The sequence below is a fragment of the Glutamicibacter mishrai genome (assembly GCF_012221945.1).
Taxonomy (GTDB): Bacteria; Actinomycetota; Actinomycetes; order Actinomycetales; family Micrococcaceae; genus Glutamicibacter; species Glutamicibacter mishrai.
The window spans coordinates 2,415,800-2,436,571 of record NZ_CP032549.1 but is presented as its reverse complement, the minus strand read 5'-3'; the positions used below and the strand labels follow the sequence as shown (position 1 = coordinate 2,436,571).

The following is a 20,772-nucleotide window of genomic DNA, read 5'->3' as shown; positions in this document are numbered from 1 at the left end:
GCATGGGGCGTCTACCAGGCGGCGGATGAACATGCGGTCCACGTTCCCGACCAGTTCCCCGACGGTGTTCAGCCGGGCCATCACGGTAGGCCAAGAGATCCCGTGCGCGGCCGCGACCCGGGAGACCGCGCGCAGCTCGCAGCTCATCTCGTCCACCAGTTGTTGGGAGAGCCTGGTGGTGATCCGTGCCCGGAAGGGCAGCTGGTCGGTGGTTTGCACGAAGGAACGCCGTTCGCAGGCCGGTTCTTGGCAGGCCATGCGGCGTTTGCGGACCAGGACTTGCAGGCCTTCACCGCCGGTAGGGACGTCTTTGACCCGGTGTACCGGTCTGGCTTGAATCCTAGTGGTAAGGACGCCGCAGGAGGGACAGGCTGCTTCGGTGGCGACCGGTTCAATGAGCACTTGTCGTCTGGCAAGTTCGTGGGTGGCGGTGATGACGCGGTAGTCGGTGAGGTTCAACAGAATCGACGCGGCATCGATTGGCCCGGTATCCTTGACCACGGCTCGTAGTTCCTTGCAGATGAATTTGTTTTAGTCGACATCCATCTTCGCAGAGGAGCTGCGGACCTTACTTATTTTGGGGTCACCACGCTAAAAATCGAAGAGCCGTTAAAACGCAGCGGGAAATTTAGTCTAATTACCTTGTTGGTAATGTCCTTTGCAGTACTTATTCCTATCGCGCCGGCTCAGGCTGCGACATCGACCATGAATTACGAGGCCCGCATAAAGTACGGTGTCGCTTCTCGCGAAGTACATTCCAGCAAAAAGGGCAGCCTCAAGGTTTCCGCGTCAGTCTATAGTTGCGACAAGCGCGTTGGTTCGACCTCAAGCATGAAAGCCACCATTAGGCTTGAGCATATGAGCTTCGTTTGGCGCAACAAGGGCACCTTCACAGTCAGCTGCGGATCTTCAGGATCCAAGACCTTCAAGGACATGCCGAAGGGTTCATATCGCATTTACATTTCCAAGGTCGACGACGGCGGATATGTCACAGTTTCCGGGAAAATCACCTACCCATAAGTAAGGCGTTCAGTATTGACTAATGCACTTCGAGCTTTCGGTTGGCTCGTACCTTGGTTCCTCATTATCAGCATCATTGTTCTAGTTGCGATGATCGTAATCAACAGACTTTCCAAAAGAGCTTCCAAGCGTCAGCTAAGTGGTGTACTTGGATTATGGCTCTTGATCTGCTGGTATATCGGCGTCGTCATGATTACAGTCATCCCCGAAAGCGGTACTATTCGCGAACGCTTTGAGGATGATCCGCCAAACTACTCATTGATTCCCTTTGACGGCTGGGTTGACCAGTACGGGCTGAATCTAGTTGCAGTTCGAGAGTCAGCGCTGAACGCCTTGCTCTTCGTACCTGGCATGGTATTGACCTTATGGTTCACCCGGATGAGCACCAGGGCCGCATTCATCACTGTTGTCGGCTTCGGTATTCTCATTGAATTTACTCAACTGATCACAAATTGGGGACGCGCGCTCACCATTACCGACATGATTGTGTACGCTGTCGGTGCTGTGATTGGCTGGTGCGTTTACGCATTGATCAAGCGCTCTGAAAGTACGCCGGCGATGTCAACTGCCGTACGTGGCTAGATCAACAACTGATCACCCACGACGGCCAGCCCGAATCGCCTTCTGCTGCATCTAGTTCGTAAACCCGCTCCCGCTCTCAAGTCTAGAGCCGGGGCGGGTTTGCTTTTTGTGCCAGATTCCGTTGATCCAAGATCTAAATAAACGCCGCACATCGAAGTCGAACAGGCACTCTCAAAATTGAACGAATTTGACCTGATTCTGGAAATTACTGCATTCCCCGCAGAGATATCTGTAAACGGGACACGCAGTTCCAAAGGCCCTTGGCCACCCGGGGCAGATCATCGTTGCACTCCCACAACACGGAATGCGTGCAGCCCACGGTCCCAATGCCAGCTCAGGGAATCGTGCCCCGGGCAGAACCGAGTGACTCGTGCACGCGCCGCCGCTTGATGATTTCGTGGATGAACAATTGGGAATACGCCAATGACATCCCGACCTCCCCGTGGCGCAGCCCGATGTCGTTGGCTCGCGAAGTCGCTTTGCGAACTATTAACGGCACACCGCGGCTGGTCCAGGTTCCCGCTTCCGATCCGAAGAACGAGCTTGAAGCCACTGCTGAGTTCACCAGCGGCCTCGTGCAACTTGAGAATGAAGCGCGGGTGCTGGAGCAGGCGGCGGGAGCGGTCCAGCGCATAAAATTGTCCATCGATCCCGGGACGGCAAAGGAAGCCGGCTTGATCGTCCGCTCAGGCGCGAGCGAGGGCACGCGGATCGGGATCGACGTTGAACGTTCCGAGCTGTTCGTGGATCGCCGCACCTCCGGGGAAACGGACTTCCACGCAGCATTCGCCTCACTGGATAAGGCGCCGCTTCCGCTGGTCAACGGACGCTATGAGCTGACGATCTTTGTTGACCATTGCTCCGTGGAGATCTTTGCCCACGACGGAGCAGTGACCATGACCGAGCTGATCTTCCCCTCCCCTTCCAGTACCGGGCTCTCGCTCTATGCGGCCGAAGGCACCGCCAGTTTCCATGACCTGAGCGTAATCCGCTTCGACTAGACCTGTGCTGAACAGGCAGTGATCCAACAAGACCGTGGCCCGGGTGGCATCAATGTTCATTGATGCCACCCGGGCCACGGTCTTTGATTATGCAGTGATCCGGAACCGGGCCCTAGCCTTCGAGGACCGGGTCGGTTTCGAACAAGGGGGCGATCAGGTAGCCGATCGCGGTGCCGACGCCAACCTGCAGTACCAGCGCACCTGCGGTGAGCCACGGGTTGGGTCCGATGTCGATAAGACGGCCGATGGCCAGGGAACCTGAAGAAAGCCACGAACCGATCAAGCTGAGCACAGCGGCGACAATGCCGGTGAACAGCGAAAGGCAGGCGGTAGACAGGCCCAAGGAGAGCATGTTGAACGGGATGCGGCGGGCGAACCAGTCTTCAAGATGGTTCTCGCCGCCACGCAGGAAGTACCAGCCAGCCATGATGCCCGCGGCCACCGGCAATAGGAGGAACAGCCACTGGTGGGACATTTCCCCTGATGGCAGCGAGGCCAGCATCGGAATGGAGGGCAATGGCCCGACGGTGGTCTCCAGGGTCGACAGCGTGCTGCCGGTGCCCAGGGTGAACCCGCCACCGCTGATCCATGAGAGAACCCAGAAGACCGCGTTGGGAATCAGGGACAGCTGCACCAGGGTCAGGGCCGCGGAGCCGATCGGGCCGGGCCTCAGTTCCTGGTAGACGTTGGCGACTTCGGTCCAGTGCAATCCCAAGTTGATGGTCAACAGCAGCCCGCTGATGCCTACCGCCGCGACATAGCCGAGGAATCCTGCCACGACCACGTGCCAGACGTAGGAGCCGGCCCAACGGCGGTGCGGTGAAAGCCGCTGGATATAGGCGGCCATGTCAACACCGAAGAGCCTGGCCCAGGAGCCTGCTTCGCGTCGCGCGCCGATGATCAGGCCCAGCGCCGCGATGATCAACGGAATGAAGGCCGCGGCGAAAACGTTGACCCGCCCATAGCTGTTATTGGACAGCGCACCCACGGCAGCTCCGATGCCGCCATAGGCAATGAAGGCACCGAGCAATCCCTGCCACAGCTGGTCCGTGTAGGAGGCGCGGGCGATGCGCCGCCCCGCGCGCAGGCAGAAGAGGAATGGCAGCAGCGAAAGCCCCAGCGGGATCAGCGTCAGCCACCCGGAAACGGACCCCGGGTCGGCTTCGGGACCCAGGTTCAGCACCTCGATAGGGACGCCGTGGATCAGCAGCCAGACGAATCCGGCAAACTGCAAGATGATGTTAAAGGAGTCTTCCAGGAACCCGCCGCTGAAGTACACCGCAACCAAGGGCAGCATGATCAAGGCAAGACAAAAAACGACTGATTGCAGGATCTCGAACACGCCCTGCAACGCCAGGGGCATCGGCCAGCCGTTGCGCAGACGCAACATCACGGCCTTCATGGGTTTCTTTTCGCGACTCATCACTTTCAATGTTGCCACCATTCACAGCGCCCCGCGCCGATCGACGCGCAACCTTCCCCTGAGCGCTTGCCCAGAACCAGTGCTTTAGTAGCTCTTCGGTGCTGGTGCCTGGGATCCGGAGGCGAAGCTGGCAGCCAGCGCCTCGGTGGCGCGAGCCAGCAATGCCACATCCGCGCCGACCCCGACATAGTCTGCACCGGCATCCATGTACTGGCGCGCAGTCTTCTGGTCGAATGCGTTGACGCCGGCGTATTTGCCAGCCGCCTTGGCGGCATCAATCGACTTGATCACGGCGGCCACAACGTCAGGGTGGTTTTGCTGGCCAATGACTCCCATCGAGGCAGCCAAGTCCGAAGGGCCGATGAAAATGCCGTCGACTCCCTCGGTTTCCACAATGGCCTGGACGTTGCGCACGGCTTCATCTGCTTCGATCTGGACCATCACGGTGATGGTTTCATCGGCACGCGTCAGGTAGTCCGGGATGCGGTTCCACCTTGCCGAACGTGCCAAGGCCGAGCCCACCCCGCGCACTCCCTTGGGCGGGTAGTGGCAGGCGGCCACGGCCGCGGCGGCCTGTTGCGCATCATTGACCATCGGAATGATCAGCGACTGCACGCCGAGGTCGAGGAACTGCTTGATGACTACCGGGTCATTAACCGCCGGGCGCACCACTGGCACGACCGGGTAGCTGCGTACCGCTTGGAGCTGGGCCAAGATGTTCTGCAGGTCGTTGGGAGAATGCTCTCCATCGATGAACAGCCAATCGAATCCGGCACCCGCGCAGATTTCAGCAATCAGCGGCGAGGCGGAGCATACCCAGATTCCGGCCAGCGGATGATCGGCCTGCTCCAGCGCGTCCTTGAGCGATGGATCCGGTTCTACTCGAAATGACATGTCACAGTTCCTAGCGGTCCGTAGTCGGCAAAAACGGTGTCGTTGGCATTGACCCACATGGGCCGGGTGAAGGAGCCAGCGAGAATCAATTCGCCGGCCTTGAGCTTGTCGCCGTGCGGAGCAATCTTGTTGGCCAGCCAGTAGACACCGGCGGCAGGGTGGTTCAGCACGCCGGCGGCGACGCCGGTCTCTTCCACGGTCTGGTTCTTGAAAAGGATGCCCGAGACCCACCGCAGGTCAACGGCGTCTGGTTTCACCGGGTTGCCGCCGATCACCATCGCGCCCATGGCTGCGTTGTCGCTGATCGTATCGACGATGGTACGCCCTTCCATTTCAACGCGGGCGTCGAGGATTTCGAGGGCCGGGATGACGTATTCGGTGGCGTCCAGAACGTCGAAGATGTTGGCGCGCGGGCCTTCGATGTCCTTGTTCAGCTTGAAGGCCAGTTCCATTTCGACGCGGGCGCCGGTGAATTCCGAGAAGTTGAATGTGGCACCCGAGTCATGGACCATGTCGTCGAAAATGATTCCGTAGTCGGGTTCGGTGATGCCGGTGGCCATTTGCATGGCCCGCGAGGTCAAGCCGATTTTGCGCCCCACGAGGACTCGTCCGGCCGCCTCGGAACGCTGGCGCCAGAGGTTCTGCACGCGGTAGGAGTCCTCGACAGTCATTTCCGGATAGCGCGCGGTCAGGCGCGGTACCGGGGTACGCGTTTGGCCGGCCTGGACCAGCTCATCGGCAATGGCCGTGATTGTTTCCTCGGATAGCATCGGCGCTACACCTTTCACTCCTGTTAAAACCAAGGTGAGCCCCCACCGACCAGCTCAATGAGATGGCTCACGTTTCTTGATCGTACCGAGCTTCCAGGTGCATGGCACATCGTACTAACATTTTTGCCTGCGTCAGCGGCCCGCGGCTTTCACATTCGCCAGCAGCGCTTCGAAGGGCAGCGAGGTCAGTTCGTCGTTCGGGTCCGCGTTTTCGCTGACCGACGGGGCAATCGAGCGGGTGTCTCCCAGGTCAGTGTCGGCCTGAAGCCGTCCGTTGGAAGCGCCGAGGGTGAGCAATACTTCGTCAGCAACCCGGCGAGCGCGCTCGGCCAAGGTGCCAGCCAGCCCCTGTCCGCCAAAGTCCTCCGAGGCGGCGAATACCGTGGTGGGCATGATGTTGGCCCGCAGGTAGCTGAAGATCGGACGCATTGCGTAGTCGATAGCCAGCTGATGGCGCTGGGTCCCCGCCGTCGCGGCGAGCACTACCGGCTTTCCGTCCAGCGACTTGGGGTCGAGAATGTCGAGGAATGACTTGAACAGCCCGGATACCGACGCGGTGAAGACCGGGGTGACCGCCACGAGGACGTCCGCGCTGGTGACGGCGTCGATCACGCGCTGGAGGTTGGGTGCGGCGAAGCCGGTGAGCATGTTGTTGGTGATTTCGCTGGCATGCTCGCGCAGTTCGATGTTGCTGAGATCTGCCTGGACGCCTGCCGACGACAGCTTCGCTGCAATGTTCTGGCCAATTTGATGCCCGAGCATAGAGGAGCTCGATGGCGAGCCCAGTCCGCCGCTGATTACCACTATCGACTTGCTCATTGCTGCCACCTTTCATGATTTATATGCGTATGCATGTATCAACGCGATGGATTGCGAAGGTATTCCCGAGTCCCATTTTCATTACTGTGACGTTGGTAAGAATATTGATATGCTGGGCGCATGAGCAACCAGAAGCCACAGTCCGAAAACCAGCGCGACATCGAAGAAGGCGTGCGCACCGATTTCAGGAACACCATGTCCTATGGCAGCTACCTGGATCTGGACCGCGTGCTCTCCGCGCAGCACCCAGTCAGCGTGCCCGAACATCACGATGAAATGCTCTTCATCATCCAGCACCAAACCAGCGAGCTGTGGCTCAAGCTCATGCTCCACGAATTGGTCGAAGCCCGCCGACTGCTCGGCGAGGACGATATCGGCAAGGCGTTGAAGTGCCTGGCCCGCGTGAAGCACATCCAGAAAACCCTGACTGAGCAGTGGTCGGTCCTCGCTACACTGACCCCGCGGGAATACGCGCAGTTCCGTGGCTTCCTCGGCTCGTCTTCCGGCTTCCAGTCCTTCCAGTACCGCGCCGTCGAATTCATCCTGGGCAACAAGCACGAAGGCATGCTCAAGGTCCACGAGGCAGATCCCAAAGCCCACGAATTGCTGGCCAAGCTCCTGCATGAACCTGGACTCTATGACGTCTTCCTGGCGGCACTGGCTCGTCGAGGCTACGAAATCCCCGAGGAGATCCTTTCCCGCGATGTCACCAAGCCATGGACCTTCCAAGAAGCCCTGGTTCCGGTCTTCAAGGAAATCTACGAATCGGAAGACACCCAGTGGAGCCTCTACCAGGCCTGCGAGGATCTGGTCGACGTCGAGGACAATTTCCAGGCATGGCGCTACCGCCACCTGCGCGTTGTCCAGCGCACCATCGGATTCAAGCGCGGCACCGGCGGATCCTCGGGCGTTGATTTCCTCAAGCGCGCCCTGGATCTGACCTTCTTCCCCGAGCTGTTTGCGGTGCGCACCGAAATTGGCAACTAGCACCCCGATATCACCCTTCAGCCTCGACGACTTCGAGGCACGCACCGGCAGCGCCACGTCGATCATCCGCACCATTACCGGGCTCTACCTGCGCCACCAACCGGCCCCGGTACCGCGCACGCAAGTGGTAGAGCTGGCGACGGCTGCTGGCATCTCCGCCGCCGCAGCCCAAACAGCCATCTCCCGGCTGATCGATAAGCAGGTGCTGGCGAACACTGCGGATGCAACCTTAGACGTGCCGCCGATGGCCCGGGCCATGTTTGAACGCGGCAGCCGCCGCATCTTCACGCCGCGGCAGATGTCCCCCAACGACCAGTGGTGTTTGGTGACCTACTCGCTGCCGGAGAGCATGCGCCCGTTGCGCCACCAGATCCGCAAGCACTTCCAGCAGCTCGGCGGCGGCTTGGTAGCTGCCGGTTTGTGGATTTTCCCGGAGTATCTGCGCGTTGAGGTCGACGCGGCCCTGGCGGCATTGCAGGCCCGCTCCCTGGCCACGTTATTCACGGTCCAGCAGCCGCACTTCCCTGCCACGCCCCAGGAAGCCGCAGCCCAATGGTGGGATCTGGAACATCTTGACTCATTGCACCAGCAGTTCCTCAAGGCCACTGCCGGTCTAAACGCCGGCCAAACCGATCCCGCCGACGCCTACCGCGGGTACGTGGGCATGATCGACGCATGGCGGGCACTGCCCTACCTTGATCCGGGACTACCCGATGGCATGTTGCCGGCGGCTTGGTCCGGCAAACGCAGCAGGGAACGCTTCTTGGAGTTCTCGAGCGTCTTTGAACGCCCAGCCAAGGAATTTGTCGCCTCGGTGCTCGCGGGCTAAAACCAGATCGGTTCATCCTGCCCATAGGCCGGTGGGGCCGCCGGGAAATCGAGAATCTCGCCATCAACCACAAAGGGTGTCAGCGCATAGTCCAGTTTCCCGTAAGGGCTTTCCATATGGCCCATGCGAGGAGCATCCAGCGGCTGCGCCGGCAGGGCGGGTGCCCCGAATTCGAATAATGCGGCCGCGGTGCGCGCCAATGAGAAACGTACGCTGCCAACTCCGCGATGTTCTGAACGGGCCTGGACCATGGCGATGATCGCCGCGGCCAGCCCATAGCCTGTGGCGTGGTCCAACGCTTGCACCGGCAGAGCACCGGGCTTTCCATCCTTTGTTTGGTACACATCGGAGATGCCGCAGGCGGCCTGCACGATGCTGTCGAAACCGCGCCGGTCGACCCATGGGCCGTCATAGCCCCAGGCGTCCAGCTCGGCGATGATCAGTTCCGGGTATTTCTCGGCCAAGTTCTGGGCACTGAGGCCAAAACGCGCTAGTGACCCCTGCCGATAACCGGTAATCAGCACGTCAGCGCCCTGCAGCAACTGCGCCATTCGCTCGCTGCCCTCTGACGACGAGAGATCGAGCAAGGTACTGCGCTTGCCGAACCCCGTATCAACATGTTGCGCTTGCAGCTCGGGCAGCCGGGGAGCATCCACGCGGAGCACGTGGGCACCTAACGCGGCCAAGGTGCGGGTCGCAGTGGGACCGGCAATGACGCGGGTCAAATCCAAGACGCGCAATCCCGACAGCGGACGCGAAGATGATGGGTTGTACTGCCAGGTTCGGACCGCATCCGCAGGTCGGAGCGAAAATTGCGCCCAATCGCCTTGCTGCGCGGCCTGGCCCTGCATTGATTCCAGCCACTGCTGGCGAGTTTGCACCGCGGCGGCCACGCCGCCTGCAGCCACAATGAGTTCCTGTGCTTGTTCAGAGGACATCTGGCCCAGGGCTTCGCCCAGCCCCGCTCCTGAGTTGACGCCGAGGGACTGCAATAACCGGTGCTCATGATGCGGATAATTGGCGTGGGTCCTGGTCCAACCATCACTGGTGCGGAAGAAGCCCGAATGCTCTGCGAAGCCTTTGGTCTTTTCGTCATTAATCCGCAGATAGCCGGAGGACCCGAACGCCGCGGCAACCTGGCTGGAACTGATAGCTGGTGTGAATTGGCCGTTGCTCAGTGAGTTCAAGGCCGAAGACACCAGAGCAACCGACCCCACGGCAAGCTGCTCCACGTTGAGTGGACCTCCCCACCATGAACCTAGTCCGTCGATCTCCGGAACAGAGGACACAGCCAGCATCCCGGATCGTTCAAAACCCCTGCCGAGAATTCGTAGAACAGCCTTTTCCTCATCGGCACTCATATTCATAGCACCAGACTACTGCGCCGATTCGTCCCCTATATATAGGTACGTTAAATGCGGAGAGGTCCACACGGCGTCAATTGACGCCATGTGGACCTAACTAGCTTGTCTAGCGAAACTAGTTCGCTGGAACGTTCAGGGTCTGTCCAACCATGATCAGGTCTGGGTTGGCCAGCTGATCGTCGTTCAGGACGAACAGGCCGCGCCAGTCGTCAACACCGAGCTGGTCAGCAATCTTGGCCAGGGTGTCGCCGGACTTGACGGTGTAGTCCTTGCCCGAGTCGGTGACATCAATGTTGAACACTGGTGCCTGTGGAGCTGGAGCAGCGTGCTTGCCCGAGGTGCTTGGAGCAGCCTGCTTGGTGGACTTGACCGAGTTGTTGCTCTCGGAAACCTGTGGAGCGGCCTTCTTGGTCTCGGTGACCTTAGGCGCAGCCTTCTTGGTTTCGGTAACCTTTGGAGCAGCCTGCTTGGTCTGGGTGCTCGAGGTGGAATCGCTCGAGGAACCGCCGGTTGGGGTTCCGCTGATGCCCAGCTTTGCGGTACATGCTGGCCATGCGCCCCAACCCTGTGCAGCCTGAACCTTGGTTGCAACGCGGATCTGCTCAGCCTTCGAAGCCTGGTGTGGCATGCCCGAGCCGCCGAATGCCTTCCAAGTCGACAGCGAGAACTGCAGGCCACCGTAGTAACCGTTACCGGTGTTGATGGACCAGTTTCCGCCGGACTCGCACTGAGCCAGCTTGTCCCAGGTGCTTGCTGCGTTTGCTGGTGCGGTGGTTGCAACGATTGCGCCACCGGCTACTGCTACGGCTGCCAGGGAGGCTCCGCCGCGGCGGATCAATTTCTTAGTCTTCTGCTGGATCATGATTCTCCAGTGCTCTTCCCGCGCTCAGGTCGTCCAAGACCATCTTCGTGCACCGCTCAGCGTCGCATTTCGACGTTGTATGAAGTACTGCCCTGGCGAGCGGTCTGGAAGTCCCGGCAGTACCTGTTTCCCCAATAACACAGCGAGTGTTATCGAAACGTTATAAAGACACTAACCCAGACCCCCACCACCTCCGCAACTCAGGAAACGTCCAGAATCCGCGAAATCACAGGTCAGTTTCAGCCGAAAAAATTAAATTTCGGCAGGACCACGGGCCTTAAACCCCTTGTGAACCGGCAAGAATGTTACCGAACCGAACTGGATATCAAAGAACTTTTTGTGATATGGCTTTCAATCCAGCCGCGACGCCAGAATCCGGCCCAATCCGTGTGTTAAAGTCACGGCCCGCGGTCGTCCATAACGCCGTCGCTGACGACTCAATGACCGCCGAACCAACGCCGCAGAATTTGGCTGAGACTTCAGGTCCTGCACCCCTCAGCAACAACTGAAAATCTGGCGTTCTCAACAGGCTAAGACACGACCACAATCTAAATGACCTAGTCACTGGACGAGCAGTTAGGTAGTGTGATGTGCGAAACCAGATCGTCGCACTGATGAATTCATTTGTCAGACAGGGGAACCCCATGCCAAACCAAGGCAGATTCACCAAAGAACACATGAAAGAATCACTCGCCTGCTTCCCGCGCGCATTGCGCGAGTTCTTCAGGAACGATGGTCTGGACGTCGCAGCGTCGCTCTCTTACTTCATGGTCTTGGCAATGTTCCCCGGACTTCTGGCCCTGATTTCCCTGCTGTCTCTGGCCGGTGCCAGCGAAAGCGGAACCAAATGGATCATGGAAATCCTGGAACAGGGTCTGGCACCCAACGGACATGCGTCCAATGGCGATTCCCAGCAACTGCTCGACACCACCGAACAGCTGTTACAGGGTCTTGCGTCCCAAGCCAGCGGAACGTTCTGGGCAATCCTTGCCGGTTCACTCGGTGCCCTTTGGAGTACTTCTGGATACGTCACGGCTTTTGGCCGTAGTTTGAACCGGCTCTACGGGGTGCCCGAAGGACGCCCGCAGTGGAAACGCCGCCCACAGATGTTCCTTATTACTGTCATGATCATGCTGGTCACGGTGATCACGCTGGTCCTTCTCGTGACTTCAGGTTCCATTGCCCGCGGTATCGGCAACGTCGTTGGTCTCGGCGACAGTTTCGTGCTCATGCTGAACATCGCCAAACCGCCAATCATGCTGGTGATGATCCTGCTCGTCTTGGCGTTGCTCTACTACTTCACGCCTAACGTCAAGCGCCCGCGATTCCGTTGGTTCTCAGCCGGCACACTGACGGCTCTGGTGATCTTGGGGCTGTCACTGGTCGGGTTCGGCATTTACCTTTCCCAGTTCGCCAGCTACTCCGCCACCTATGGAACCATCGGTGGTGTCATCATCCTCGTGTTGGCTTGCTGGATCAGCAATATCGCCCTGCTGCTTGGCGCGCTGGTCGATATCGAATTCATCCGGTTGCGCCAGCTGCGCACCGGCCTGCCCGCCGATGACGAGGTACTGCTCCCTCTGCGCGATGACACGCTGGTGGCAAAGCAGGAACTGGCTACTTACAAAGATCTCGTCCAGGCCCAGGAAGTTCGCATCAATCATGGTGGCGACCCGCTTCAGGACATGGAAATCGACCCGCAGCGCCCCGCCAAGCGCAAGACAAAACTGCTGCCGGTTGGGCTGGCTGCCGGTGCCGCGTGGATGATCTCCCGGGCCACGACTATCAGGTCCCTGCGCAAGGACACGGAGAAAACCTCAGACCAAGGCCACTAGGCTTGTGGCCGACCACCACAGGGCGAAAGCGCCAAGGACCAGAATCACCAAAAGCCACAAGCCTGCAAAGGTATGGGTTGCACGGGCAATCAAGTAGGCGTCAGACTGCCAGATGTCGCGACGACGCCACGTGTGAACAGCTAATAGCTTCACGTAGTCGCGCAGTCCGGCAATCAGCAGGAATCCGGCGATGAGCAGCGAGAGATATAGATAGGCTTCCACCGGCGCGAAAAAGACGACGCCAAGAGCCACGATCGCGCTCACGGCGCACACCACGAGGGCTGGCCAGTTGCGGACAAAGATCAATGCCAACAGGAAGAAGAGCGCGTAAATTCCCAGCGCTTGGCCTGCGTACCCGATGGAAATGGCCCAGAACATCACCGCGGAAACCCACAACGGCGCCGGATAGCCGAAAATGCCCGACACGATCACCGAAAATTTTCCACGTCCACGGCTGACCACTTCGCCGGAATGATCCCATCCCAGCTTCAGGCCCGTGACAAATCTTCCGGTGAATAATGCAGAGACAATATGTCCTAGCTCGTGGACCAACGTCGAATACAATCCGGTGATCCGCCAAGCTGGAGCAGGGATCACCAAAACCAGCACCACAGCGGCAATAATCACCCACTGCCAAGGACTCAGATCAACAGCAACCGGTTGAGCCAAACGATGCCAAGCTTCAACAATGTCCAAGTTCATTCAAGCTCCTCAATCGCCCATCGATGCTACCCATTCTTGCAAGCACCGCCTGTTTGAGCCCTGTGCGACCCAGCAGTTCAACCACGTTCTGGGAAACATCACAGGTGCAAGGCATAACCTTCATAGCGAGATGTTGTGCAAAATATTTGGAGGATCTTCATGTCTCGCTTAGCTTCTACTGCATTAGCCGTTACCGGATTGGCCGGAGGCTACGCTACCGGACGCGCGACCAAGAAACGCCCGCTGGCAGCCGTAGTGCTTGGCGCAGCAGGTGTTGGCGCATTCCTCATCTGGAAAAAGGATGCTGGAACCGGCAAGGCGATCGCATTGATCAGTGCCTACGTTGGCGGCTTCGGCGCCTCCCACCCATTGGCAAAGAAGCTCGGCGCTTGGCCCGCAGTCAACAGCGTCACCGCAGGTGTTGCGCTCCTATCTCTGGTGCTTGGCGGATCCAAGAAGTCGAAGGATGAACTTTCCTGAAACTCGCCAAACGTGAATAACGTCGTTGACGTTGCAGAACAATGATTCTGTCGGGGTCCGGTGCTACGTTGACTAGGTAGATATCAGTCAGCGAAAGGCGCCGGCCCCGTGTTCTTTTTAGAGGATCAGTTCATCTTCTCAGCCAGCGACCTCGCCGTGTCCGTCGACTGCAATTTCCAGTCTCTATTTCTCCTAGACGTCAAGCTCGGCCGCCGTCCTGCTGCTGACAACACACGCGACGAAATGCTCGAGCGCACCGCCATTCTCGGCGACGTTCACGAACACAACGTCTTGGATCAGCTGATCGAGACCTACGGCGAGTATGACCCTGCCACCGGCAAGGGCGTCAAGCAGTTCCACGACCGTCCCACCATGACGCCCGAGGGACTCCGCCATGCTCACGAGCAAACCATGCATGTCTTGCGCAGCGGTGCGGATGTCATATTCCAAGCCACGTTCTTTGACGGTTCGTTCATTGGATTCGCTGATTTCCTGGTTCGCCAGCCCGATGGTTCATGGGCCGTCTGGGATACGAAGTTGGCCCGCCACGCGCGCGTCAGCGCCCTGCTCCAGGTCGCCGCATATGCGGATCAGATGATGGCTGAAGGCATCAAGGTATCCAGCAAGACCACGCTCGTCCTCGGTGATGGCACACATTCGGTCCATCGCGTCGACGAGGTGCTTCCTGTCTTCCGTGCACAGCGTGCTCGCTTCTTGTCGATGATCCAGAATCATCGCGAATCCTCGCAGCCGGTCGCTTGGGACTCGGACCAGCTGCGCATCTGCGGCCGTTGCGATTACTGCGCCGAGCAAGTCCAGGCAACCCGCGATGTCCTGCTCGTCGCCGGCATGTCCATGGTGCAACGTGAGAAGCTGCGCAAACGCAAGGTCTTCACCATCGAGCAACTGGCTGCTCTGGAAGCACCGGCTGGAACATCATTGGCTCGAATGGTCGACCAGGCGCAAATGCAGCTGGGGCTAGGGCGCGTTGACGGTGAAGTCCAAGGTGTGAGCTTCCGGGTCAAATCCAGCCAAACCATTTCGCAGCTTCCGGCACCAGACCCAGGCGATATCTTCTTCGACTTTGAGGGTGACCCGCTCTACCAAGAACGCACCGACGGTTCCTGGGGCCTGGAATACCTTTTCGGCGTCATTGAAAACGACACCGGACGGCCGGTGTTCAAGCCCTTCTGGGCACATAGCCGTGCAGAAGAACGCCAAGCATTCCTCGACTTCATCAGCTACGTTCAGCAACGGCGCCAGCAATTCCCGAACATGAAGATCTACCACTACGCCGCCTACGAAAAGAGCGCCCTGCGCAAGCTGTCGCAGGTGCACATTGCCGGAGAAGAAGAAGTTGATACCTGGCTGCGGGAAAACCTGCTGGTGGATCTCTATGAAACGGTGCGCAATTCATTAGTGGTCTCCACCCGTTCCTACTCGATCAAGAAACTTGAACCGCTGTACATGGGGCAGCATCTGAGGGGCGGTGACGTGACCGATGCCGGCGCCTCGGTAGTGGCCTACGCCCACTACATGCAGGCGCGCGATGCCAACGATGATGCCACAGCCAGCGAAGTACTAGCCTCGATTGCCGACTACAACGAATACGACTGCCTCTCCACGCTGCGTTTGCGCGACTGGCTGCTGACGCTGGAAGACCACCAGCCGCAGAGCCTTCCTGCCATGCCATTGCAGGAAGAAGCCAAAGAAGAATACGAGCCAACCCCAGAAGAACTGCGACTGCAGGATTACTTGGCAAATCTTCCGTCCGGACAGCCCCTCAGCGATGACGATCGCGCCATCGCCATGGTGGCCGCGGCCACCGGCTACAACCGCCGAGAGAAAAAACAGTTCTGGTGGGAGCACTTCGACCGTCTCTCGGCACCCGTTGATGATTGGAGCGACGTCCGAGGCGTATTCTCGGTCGACAGCGCCGAAATCCTCGAAGATTGGCACAAGCCCACCGAACGAGCACGAACCTTCACACGGCTGACCAAGCTCAATGGCACCTTGGCCGAAGGCTCGCTGCTCTCCCCCGGCTCATCGGTTTTCGCCATGTTCAACTCCCCGCTGCCCGAAGGCATGGAAGTCGACGAATCCCTGCGCGGCGGAGCATTTAATGCCACGGTCGTGGAAGTCGGCGAAGGGTGGATCATCATTGCTGAGAAGTCCAGCGCCAAGATCCCTCCCTACGGTTCGGTTCCCATGGCGCTCACCCCGGACAAGCCCTTGATGACCAAGAGCATCGACGATGCCTTGTCGGAAATCGCGCAAAAAGTCGGGTCAACGGTTCCCGTGCTGCCACAACAGCCTGGAATCGATATCTTGCGCCGCATCTCCCCGCGGCTCAAGACGCTTTCCGCCCCGGCCCAGCCGGTTGTTCTCGATGGCCAGTCTCAGGTCTATCAAGCAGTTGTCGAGACGTTGAAGGACCTTGACCACTCGTATCTTGCTGTCCAGGGTCCTCCCGGCACCGGAAAGACTTTCGTTGCTTCCCACGTGATCCGTGAACTGATCAATGGCGGTTGGAAAATCGGCGTTGTCGCGCAATCCCATGCAGTCGTCGAAAATGTTCTCCGCAAGGCAATCGACGCAGGGGTAGATCCCGAACTCGTCGCCAAAGAGGTCAAGCACAAGGACCCGGTGCCATGGTCCGGAACCTCTAAAGACTCCATCACCGAGGTTTTGGCTTCGGCCGACGGAGCGCTCATCGGCGGCACGGCGTGGACCCTCACCGGTTCCAAAGTCCCTGCAGGAAGCCTTGATTTGCTGGTCATCGACGAGGCGGGGCAGTTCTCGCTGGCCAATACCCTGGCCGTCTCCCGGGCTGCCCGAAATCTTCTGCTGCTTGGCGACCCGCAGCAGCTTCCCCAAGTAACCCAGGGATCCCACCCGCAGCCAGTCGACGAGTCCGCATTGGGCTGGCTCTCTGCAGGGGAACCCGTGCTGCCATCGGAACTGGGCTACTTCCTTGCGGCATCTTGGCGCATGCACCCCGAGTTGTGTGCCAAGGTCTCGGCCTTGAGCTACGACCACCAGCTGTTCTCAGCCCCGGCCGCAGGCCAGAGGTCATTGGAAGGCACGCCAGCGGGAGTGAGCACTGCGCTGGTCGAGCACCGGGGCAATACCGTCAGCTCGGTTGAAGAGGCCCGCGCGATTGCCCAGCTGGTTCGCGAGCATCTGGGACTGATGTGGAGCCCAGGGCCCGGCAAGCCGCAACGAGCCTTGGAACCGGCCGACATCTTGGTTGTTGCCGCCTATAACGCCCAAGTTAATCTGGTGCGCGATGTCCTGGCCGCAGAAGGCCTGGAAGCCGCCAAGGTTGGCACGGTCGATAAGTTCCAAGGCCAGGAAGCGCCCGTCGTGCTCATGACGATGGCCTGCTCCAGCGCAGATGACGCTTCGCGCGGCATTGAATTCCTCTTGAACCGGAACCGGATCAACGTTGCGATTTCCAGAGGCCAGTGGAAGGCGATTATCGTGCGCAGCGAGAGGCTCACTGACTATCTGCCTTCTTCACCTTTGGCGTTGTCGCAGCTGGGCGCCTTTATGGCTTTGTAGATGGGGATTTCGACTCGGTCATTTTCCTGGCCGGGTCGATGACCTTTTCCACGTCGAAGAATGCGCCCAGTACCGGACGGTCGCCTTTTTCCTCCTTGGCGAACTGCAGTCCGTCAACGTTGATGCGCATTTGGCGCTGGTAGTCCTGGCCCTGCTGCATCCAAGATTCGGTAGTGCCATCCACACCGTAGAAGTATCTGAAGCCCTGCTTGTTCAGGTACTCGTACCGCGGCCCCGCGTACGCTCCGGTATGCGCTATGTCAGAGCCAAACGGGTAAATGAATTGGTCCGTTGAGCCCACGATTGGTTCAACTTCTTCTTTCCAAAGCTTGGAATCGCGTTGCAGGCGCCCCATGCTCACGGTGCCAGCTTGGATGTGGCCCCATGAATGCGACGCGAAGACCCACCCGGTTTCCTTCATGGCCTTCGCGATTGCGGTGGCTTGTTTCTGATCCTGTTCCAGGTTCTTGTTATTTGGATACTGGCTCTGCGAGGTGCGGTAGCCGAACTCGCCGTTATACCCGGTCATGGCAACCAGGCCCCGAGCATCGCGATAGCTGAAATCGGGGTGCTCCTTGATGAAATCATCAACCATCGTGGTCACGTCATAGGCGCCGATGTGCTTCTTGCCTTCGGCATCAACATATTCATTGCGGACTTGTCCGTGCTCGTCGAGCACCAGCTTGCTGGCGAACCCATCGCCTTCCATATATTCGTAGTAGCTGAGATCATCCACCGATAAGACCAGCGGCTTCTTGCCTTTGGGGAGCATGATCTTTCGGTATTCCATCTTTTTCGCCTTATTCAGCCCGGCGAAATCCTGCGGATTAACCAGTACGTAGTCCTTGGCGTAGAGCGATGAAAGAATCGCCGAGAACTCCTTTTGCGTCACCATGTAGTCCTCGTACCCAGCGGAGCTATTGTCCTTGTCAAAGGCGCGGTCGGTATCCACAATGAGCGAATGGAAAAACAGGTGCGGAATCTGATCGGGCCGCTCCCACGCTTTCGTCTGCTTCTTTTCGTCTTCCAGCCCGGCGGTCATGGAGGACAGTTCCTTGTCCTCTTTGGCCAGCTTGATTGCGGCGTCATAGTCATAGCCGTCGGCGAGCCGGTTGATCTCGGCCTTCACGCTTTTGACCCGGTCTTGTTCTTGTTGGGGCTGTTCAGGGGCAGCGGACTGGGAATCCGGGGTTTCGGTGGTCGATTGGCCGCTGCAGGCAGCCATTGCCATGACCAGGCCGACGGATATCGCTAGTCGTAAAGACTTCATTGATCCCCACCTCCGCGCATTTTGGCTTTTGCCATGCTTGGACAGAAAACAAGTTGTCATCCATCTAATTCGACCCTACACAGGATGAGGTTTTGGCAACACCCCCGGATGCTGTTTCGTCGGCAATCCTCCAGATTCAGGCCCAGACGCGATGGATTCACATTTACTGTTAAGCCCGATGATTTAGAATTGATTAGTTAGGCGTCCTAAAGATCAAGGAAGTACATGCAGCCCTCGCACCGCGCGAATAGTTTGTGGCTTCAGGCTCAGCAGTTCAAAGGCTCGGCAGCATATCGTCTTTTGACGGCCCAACCTTGGGCGGTTGCCTTCATCAGAGCAGAATTCACCGCAGATCGCTCCCGCGTAGCGTTGGAGCTCTTCCATGCGTCGCTGGATTCGTTTTTGAAGCAGGCCCGGAAAAGCGACGAGCAGATCCCGCAGTCGTATTCCGCCCAGGATTTTGCCGAAGCCTGGGTCAAGCAAGGGATTCTGGCCCGTCCGCTGATCGATGGGCGCTTCGTCTACGAACCCAGCGCCCAGACCCTGCGCGCGCTTCGATTCCTCGCAGATTTTTCCACCGATGATTCGCACCTGAACTCCTCGCGCCTCAATACCCTGCTTTCCTCGCTGGAATCCTTGGTCCACGAGACGGACCCCGATCCCGAGGCCCGAATCCGCGCCTTGGAATCCCAGATCGCCCAACGCCAAGCGCAGATTGAACAGCTGCGCAGCGGGGATGATCCTGCAGTGTTGTCGCGGACCACAGCCCTGTCGGCCACGCGTTCGCTGCTGGACCTTGCTTCAAGCCTCCCGGCGGACTTCCGCCGCATGCGCGATGGCGTCCAGGACATGTTGCACTCGCTTCGTGAAGGCATCCTCGATGCTTCCACAGCCAAGGGCGTCGCGGTGGGCCAGGTGCTCGAAGCCGATCGCCAGCTGCGTTCGACGGCCGAAGGCGAAACCTTCAGCGGGTTCACCGAATTCCTCAACTCCCCCGATGCCCAGCAGCGATTCCGCTCGGCGCTGGCTGAAGTCCTCGAGCGCGATTTTGTTGACGACTTGGAGACCACAGAACGCCAGATCCTCACGAACCTGCTGCGGGAATTGCGCCGGCAGGCCGCCGAGGTGCACGCGTCCTACGGCAAGCTGTCCGAGTCCTTGCATGCCTTTGTGCAATCCGAGGATTACAAGCAAGCTGAGCTTCTGCGCCAGGCGGTCCGCGAGGCGGAGCTGGCAATCAGCAAGTCAACTGCGTTGAAACCGCGCAGCGGCCTGGCCCCGATGGACCTGTACACCCCGCAGCTGATGACGCTCTCGGGATTGGGCATTTACGATCCTTCCGAACACGTCGCGCCTCCGCCGTTGGCCCAGGCCCCGGAATTCAGCGAAGCCGACATCGTCCGCAACCCGGCGACTCCCCAGGCCGATATGGCCTTGCTGCGCGCATCGATTACCCGGCATCTGGATGGCTCGCAAGGCTCGGCGGTGCGCATGGATGAAGTATTCGCTGCCTTGGATGATGAGCATCGGCATTTGAATACCATTCGCGCCCTCGTGGAGATCGGCCGCACCAATGGCGAGTCGCTCAACGAGGCTGACCTGGTCAACATTGAATTCCAGCAACTTGATGGTTCGATGAGAACCGCTATCCTGCCCGCTTTAAGCTTCACGAAGGAGCCGCTATGACCACGAGCGATGCCTACGCCGCACCGATCGCCGAACCGTTGTTCGAAGGTGATACCGGAAAGTACTCCCTGCCGCTGCGCCAGCTGCTGGTTCGCCTCTTGCGCGGCCCTTACCTCGACGGCTCGATCGATGCCGCAGCCTGGCAGCTGTTGCTGGATCAGCAGCAGACGATCACCGATTACTTCTCGGAGATCTTCCTGTCATTGACCTTGGATATGGATCGCAAGATCGCGATGCTGGCCCCGGTACAAATCGAGCAGGTCCATACCGCACCGATTGCCCCGCGACGCCCGTTGAAGCGCGATGAAACGCTGCTGGCGCTGCGCTTGCGCCTGCTGCTGGAACAGCAGTCCGGCAGCGGAGCCGATGCCGTGGCTTCCCGGTCCACGATGCACGAGATCCTGGCCGAGCACCGCCAGGCCAGCGACCGCGATGACAAGCGCTTCGCCGAATCCTGCGATGCTGCCATTGCCCGCCTGCAGTCCTTGAGGCTGTTGACCGGCACCGAGTTGGAGAACGAGTTCCGCATCTCCCCTGCGTTGGCGATGGCCTTGCCTCTGGGCAATATCCAGGACATCCCGCGTTATATCGCAGCCATCGATGCCAATGAGCCGGCCTTCAACCTAACAGCTGACGAGAACGACGAACTGGCTGAACAGACCCCCGAGTTGGTGCAGGAGTAAC

General features: G+C 59.1%; 18 protein-coding genes and 1 pseudogene. 10 read left to right on the top strand and 9 right to left on the bottom strand.

The features are described from left to right. Positions 1 to 15 precede the first annotated feature (15 nt). A pseudogene (locus D3791_RS11550) lies at positions 16 to 501 on the bottom strand (transposase family protein); the annotation flags it as partial. Positions 502 to 858: 357 nt separating this feature from the next. Between D3791_RS11550 and D3791_RS11545 the strand changes: the two are divergent. The 3 genes from D3791_RS11545 (at position 859) to D3791_RS11535 (ending at position 2,603) form a co-directional block, all read left to right on the top strand. After that, on the top strand, positions 859 to 1,020 hold the full coding sequence (locus D3791_RS11545) for a hypothetical protein (RefSeq protein ID WP_172512272.1): 162 nt from the start codon (positions 859 to 861) through the stop codon (positions 1,018 to 1,020). A gap of 15 nt (positions 1,021 to 1,035) precedes the next feature. After that, positions 1,036 to 1,602, top strand: a complete 567-nt coding sequence (locus tag D3791_RS11540; RefSeq protein WP_172512271.1) for a VanZ family protein — start codon at positions 1,036 to 1,038, stop codon at positions 1,600 to 1,602. Between the two features lie 326 nt (positions 1,603 to 1,928). Continuing rightward, entirely contained in the window at positions 1,929 to 2,603 is a 675-nt protein-coding gene (locus D3791_RS11535; protein WP_172512959.1) for a GH32 C-terminal domain-containing protein, read from the top strand. A 112-nt stretch (positions 2,604 to 2,715) separates the two neighbouring features. Here D3791_RS11535 and D3791_RS11530 read toward each other — a convergent pair whose 3' ends face one another. From D3791_RS11530 to D3791_RS11515, 4 genes are all read right to left on the bottom strand, one after another. Beyond that, complete coding sequence (locus tag D3791_RS11530; RefSeq protein WP_172512270.1) at positions 2,716 to 4,005, bottom strand: cell division protein PerM; 1,290 nt, start codon at positions 4,003 to 4,005, stop codon at positions 2,716 to 2,718. Positions 4,006 to 4,110: 105 nt separating this feature from the next. Next, entirely contained in the window at positions 4,111 to 4,920 is an 810-nt protein-coding gene (locus D3791_RS11525) for an aldolase/citrate lyase family protein (protein WP_172512269.1), read from the bottom strand. Next, positions 4,905 to 5,690 carry a 2-oxo-hept-4-ene-1,7-dioate hydratase gene (gene hpaH / locus D3791_RS11520; RefSeq protein ID WP_022874817.1) on the bottom strand — a complete coding sequence of 262 codons (786 nt, stop codon included), beginning with the start codon at positions 5,688 to 5,690 and terminating at the stop codon, positions 4,905 to 4,907. The genes D3791_RS11525 and hpaH overlap by 16 nt, the downstream gene beginning before the upstream one ends. 132 nt (positions 5,691 to 5,822) lie before the next feature. Continuing rightward, a complete protein-coding gene (locus D3791_RS11515; RefSeq protein ID WP_172512268.1) occupies positions 5,823 to 6,509 on the bottom strand; it encodes a CE1759 family FMN reductase in 687 nt (228 codons plus the stop codon). A gap of 120 nt (positions 6,510 to 6,629) precedes the next feature. Here D3791_RS11515 and kynA point away from each other — a divergent pair, with 120 nt between their 5' ends. Then, positions 6,630 to 7,496, top strand: coding sequence for a tryptophan 2,3-dioxygenase (gene kynA / locus D3791_RS11510; RefSeq protein WP_022874815.1), 867 nt, complete (start codon positions 6,630 to 6,632; stop codon positions 7,494 to 7,496). Then, complete coding sequence (locus D3791_RS11505) at positions 7,486 to 8,325, top strand: PaaX family transcriptional regulator (protein ID WP_172512267.1); 840 nt, start codon at positions 7,486 to 7,488, stop codon at positions 8,323 to 8,325. Before kynA ends, D3791_RS11505 begins: the two co-directional genes overlap by 11 nt. Here D3791_RS11505 and D3791_RS11500 read toward each other — a convergent pair. Continuing rightward, entirely contained in the window at positions 8,322 to 9,686 is a 1,365-nt protein-coding gene (locus tag D3791_RS11500) for a CoA transferase (protein WP_246242041.1), read from the bottom strand. The two genes, D3791_RS11505 and D3791_RS11500, sit on opposite strands and share 4 nt — an antisense overlap. Before the next feature lie 118 nt (positions 9,687 to 9,804). Next, the gene (locus tag D3791_RS11495) at positions 9,805 to 10,551 is read right to left on the bottom strand and encodes a transglycosylase family protein (RefSeq protein WP_022874812.1); all 747 of its coding nucleotides are present in this window, start codon (positions 10,549 to 10,551) and stop codon (positions 9,805 to 9,807) included. Positions 10,552 to 11,228: 677 nt separating this feature from the next. Here D3791_RS11495 and D3791_RS11490 point away from each other — a divergent pair. Beyond that, positions 11,229 to 12,386: a YihY/virulence factor BrkB family protein gene (locus D3791_RS11490; protein ID WP_172512266.1), complete on the top strand. Its 1,158-nt coding sequence runs from the start codon at positions 11,229 to 11,231 to the stop codon at positions 12,384 to 12,386. Here D3791_RS11490 and D3791_RS11485 read toward each other — a convergent pair. Further along, entirely contained in the window at positions 12,369 to 13,088 is a 720-nt protein-coding gene (locus D3791_RS11485) for a M50 family metallopeptidase (RefSeq protein ID WP_172512265.1), read from the bottom strand. The genes D3791_RS11490 and D3791_RS11485 overlap by 18 nt on opposite strands. 159 nt (positions 13,089 to 13,247) lie before the next feature. Here D3791_RS11485 and D3791_RS11480 point away from each other — a divergent pair, with 159 nt between their 5' ends. Both D3791_RS11480 and D3791_RS11475 read left to right on the top strand, forming a co-directional pair. Next, entirely contained in the window at positions 13,248 to 13,568 is a 321-nt protein-coding gene (locus tag D3791_RS11480) for a hypothetical protein (RefSeq protein WP_061953381.1), read from the top strand. Positions 13,569 to 13,676: 108 nt separating this feature from the next. Then, complete coding sequence (locus D3791_RS11475) at positions 13,677 to 17,132, top strand: TM0106 family RecB-like putative nuclease (protein ID WP_172512264.1); 3,456 nt, start codon at positions 13,677 to 13,679, stop codon at positions 17,130 to 17,132. On the opposite strand, the gene D3791_RS11470 is transcribed toward D3791_RS11475, so the two are convergent. After that, entirely contained in the window at positions 17,119 to 18,402 is a 1,284-nt protein-coding gene (locus tag D3791_RS11470; RefSeq protein WP_172512263.1) for a polysaccharide deacetylase family protein, read from the bottom strand. The genes D3791_RS11475 and D3791_RS11470 overlap by 14 nt on opposite strands. Before the next feature lie 225 nt (positions 18,403 to 18,627). Between D3791_RS11470 and D3791_RS11465 the strand changes: the two genes are divergently transcribed. Beyond that, positions 18,628 to 20,088, top strand: a complete 1,461-nt coding sequence (locus tag D3791_RS11465) for a DUF3375 domain-containing protein (protein WP_022874806.1) — start codon at positions 18,628 to 18,630, stop codon at positions 20,086 to 20,088. Beyond that, positions 20,085 to 20,771 carry a DUF4194 domain-containing protein gene (locus tag D3791_RS11460; protein WP_022874805.1) on the top strand — a complete coding sequence of 229 codons (687 nt, stop codon included), beginning with the start codon at positions 20,085 to 20,087 and terminating at the stop codon, positions 20,769 to 20,771. Before D3791_RS11465 ends, D3791_RS11460 begins: the two co-directional genes overlap by 4 nt. Position 20,772: the final 1 nt, after the last annotated feature.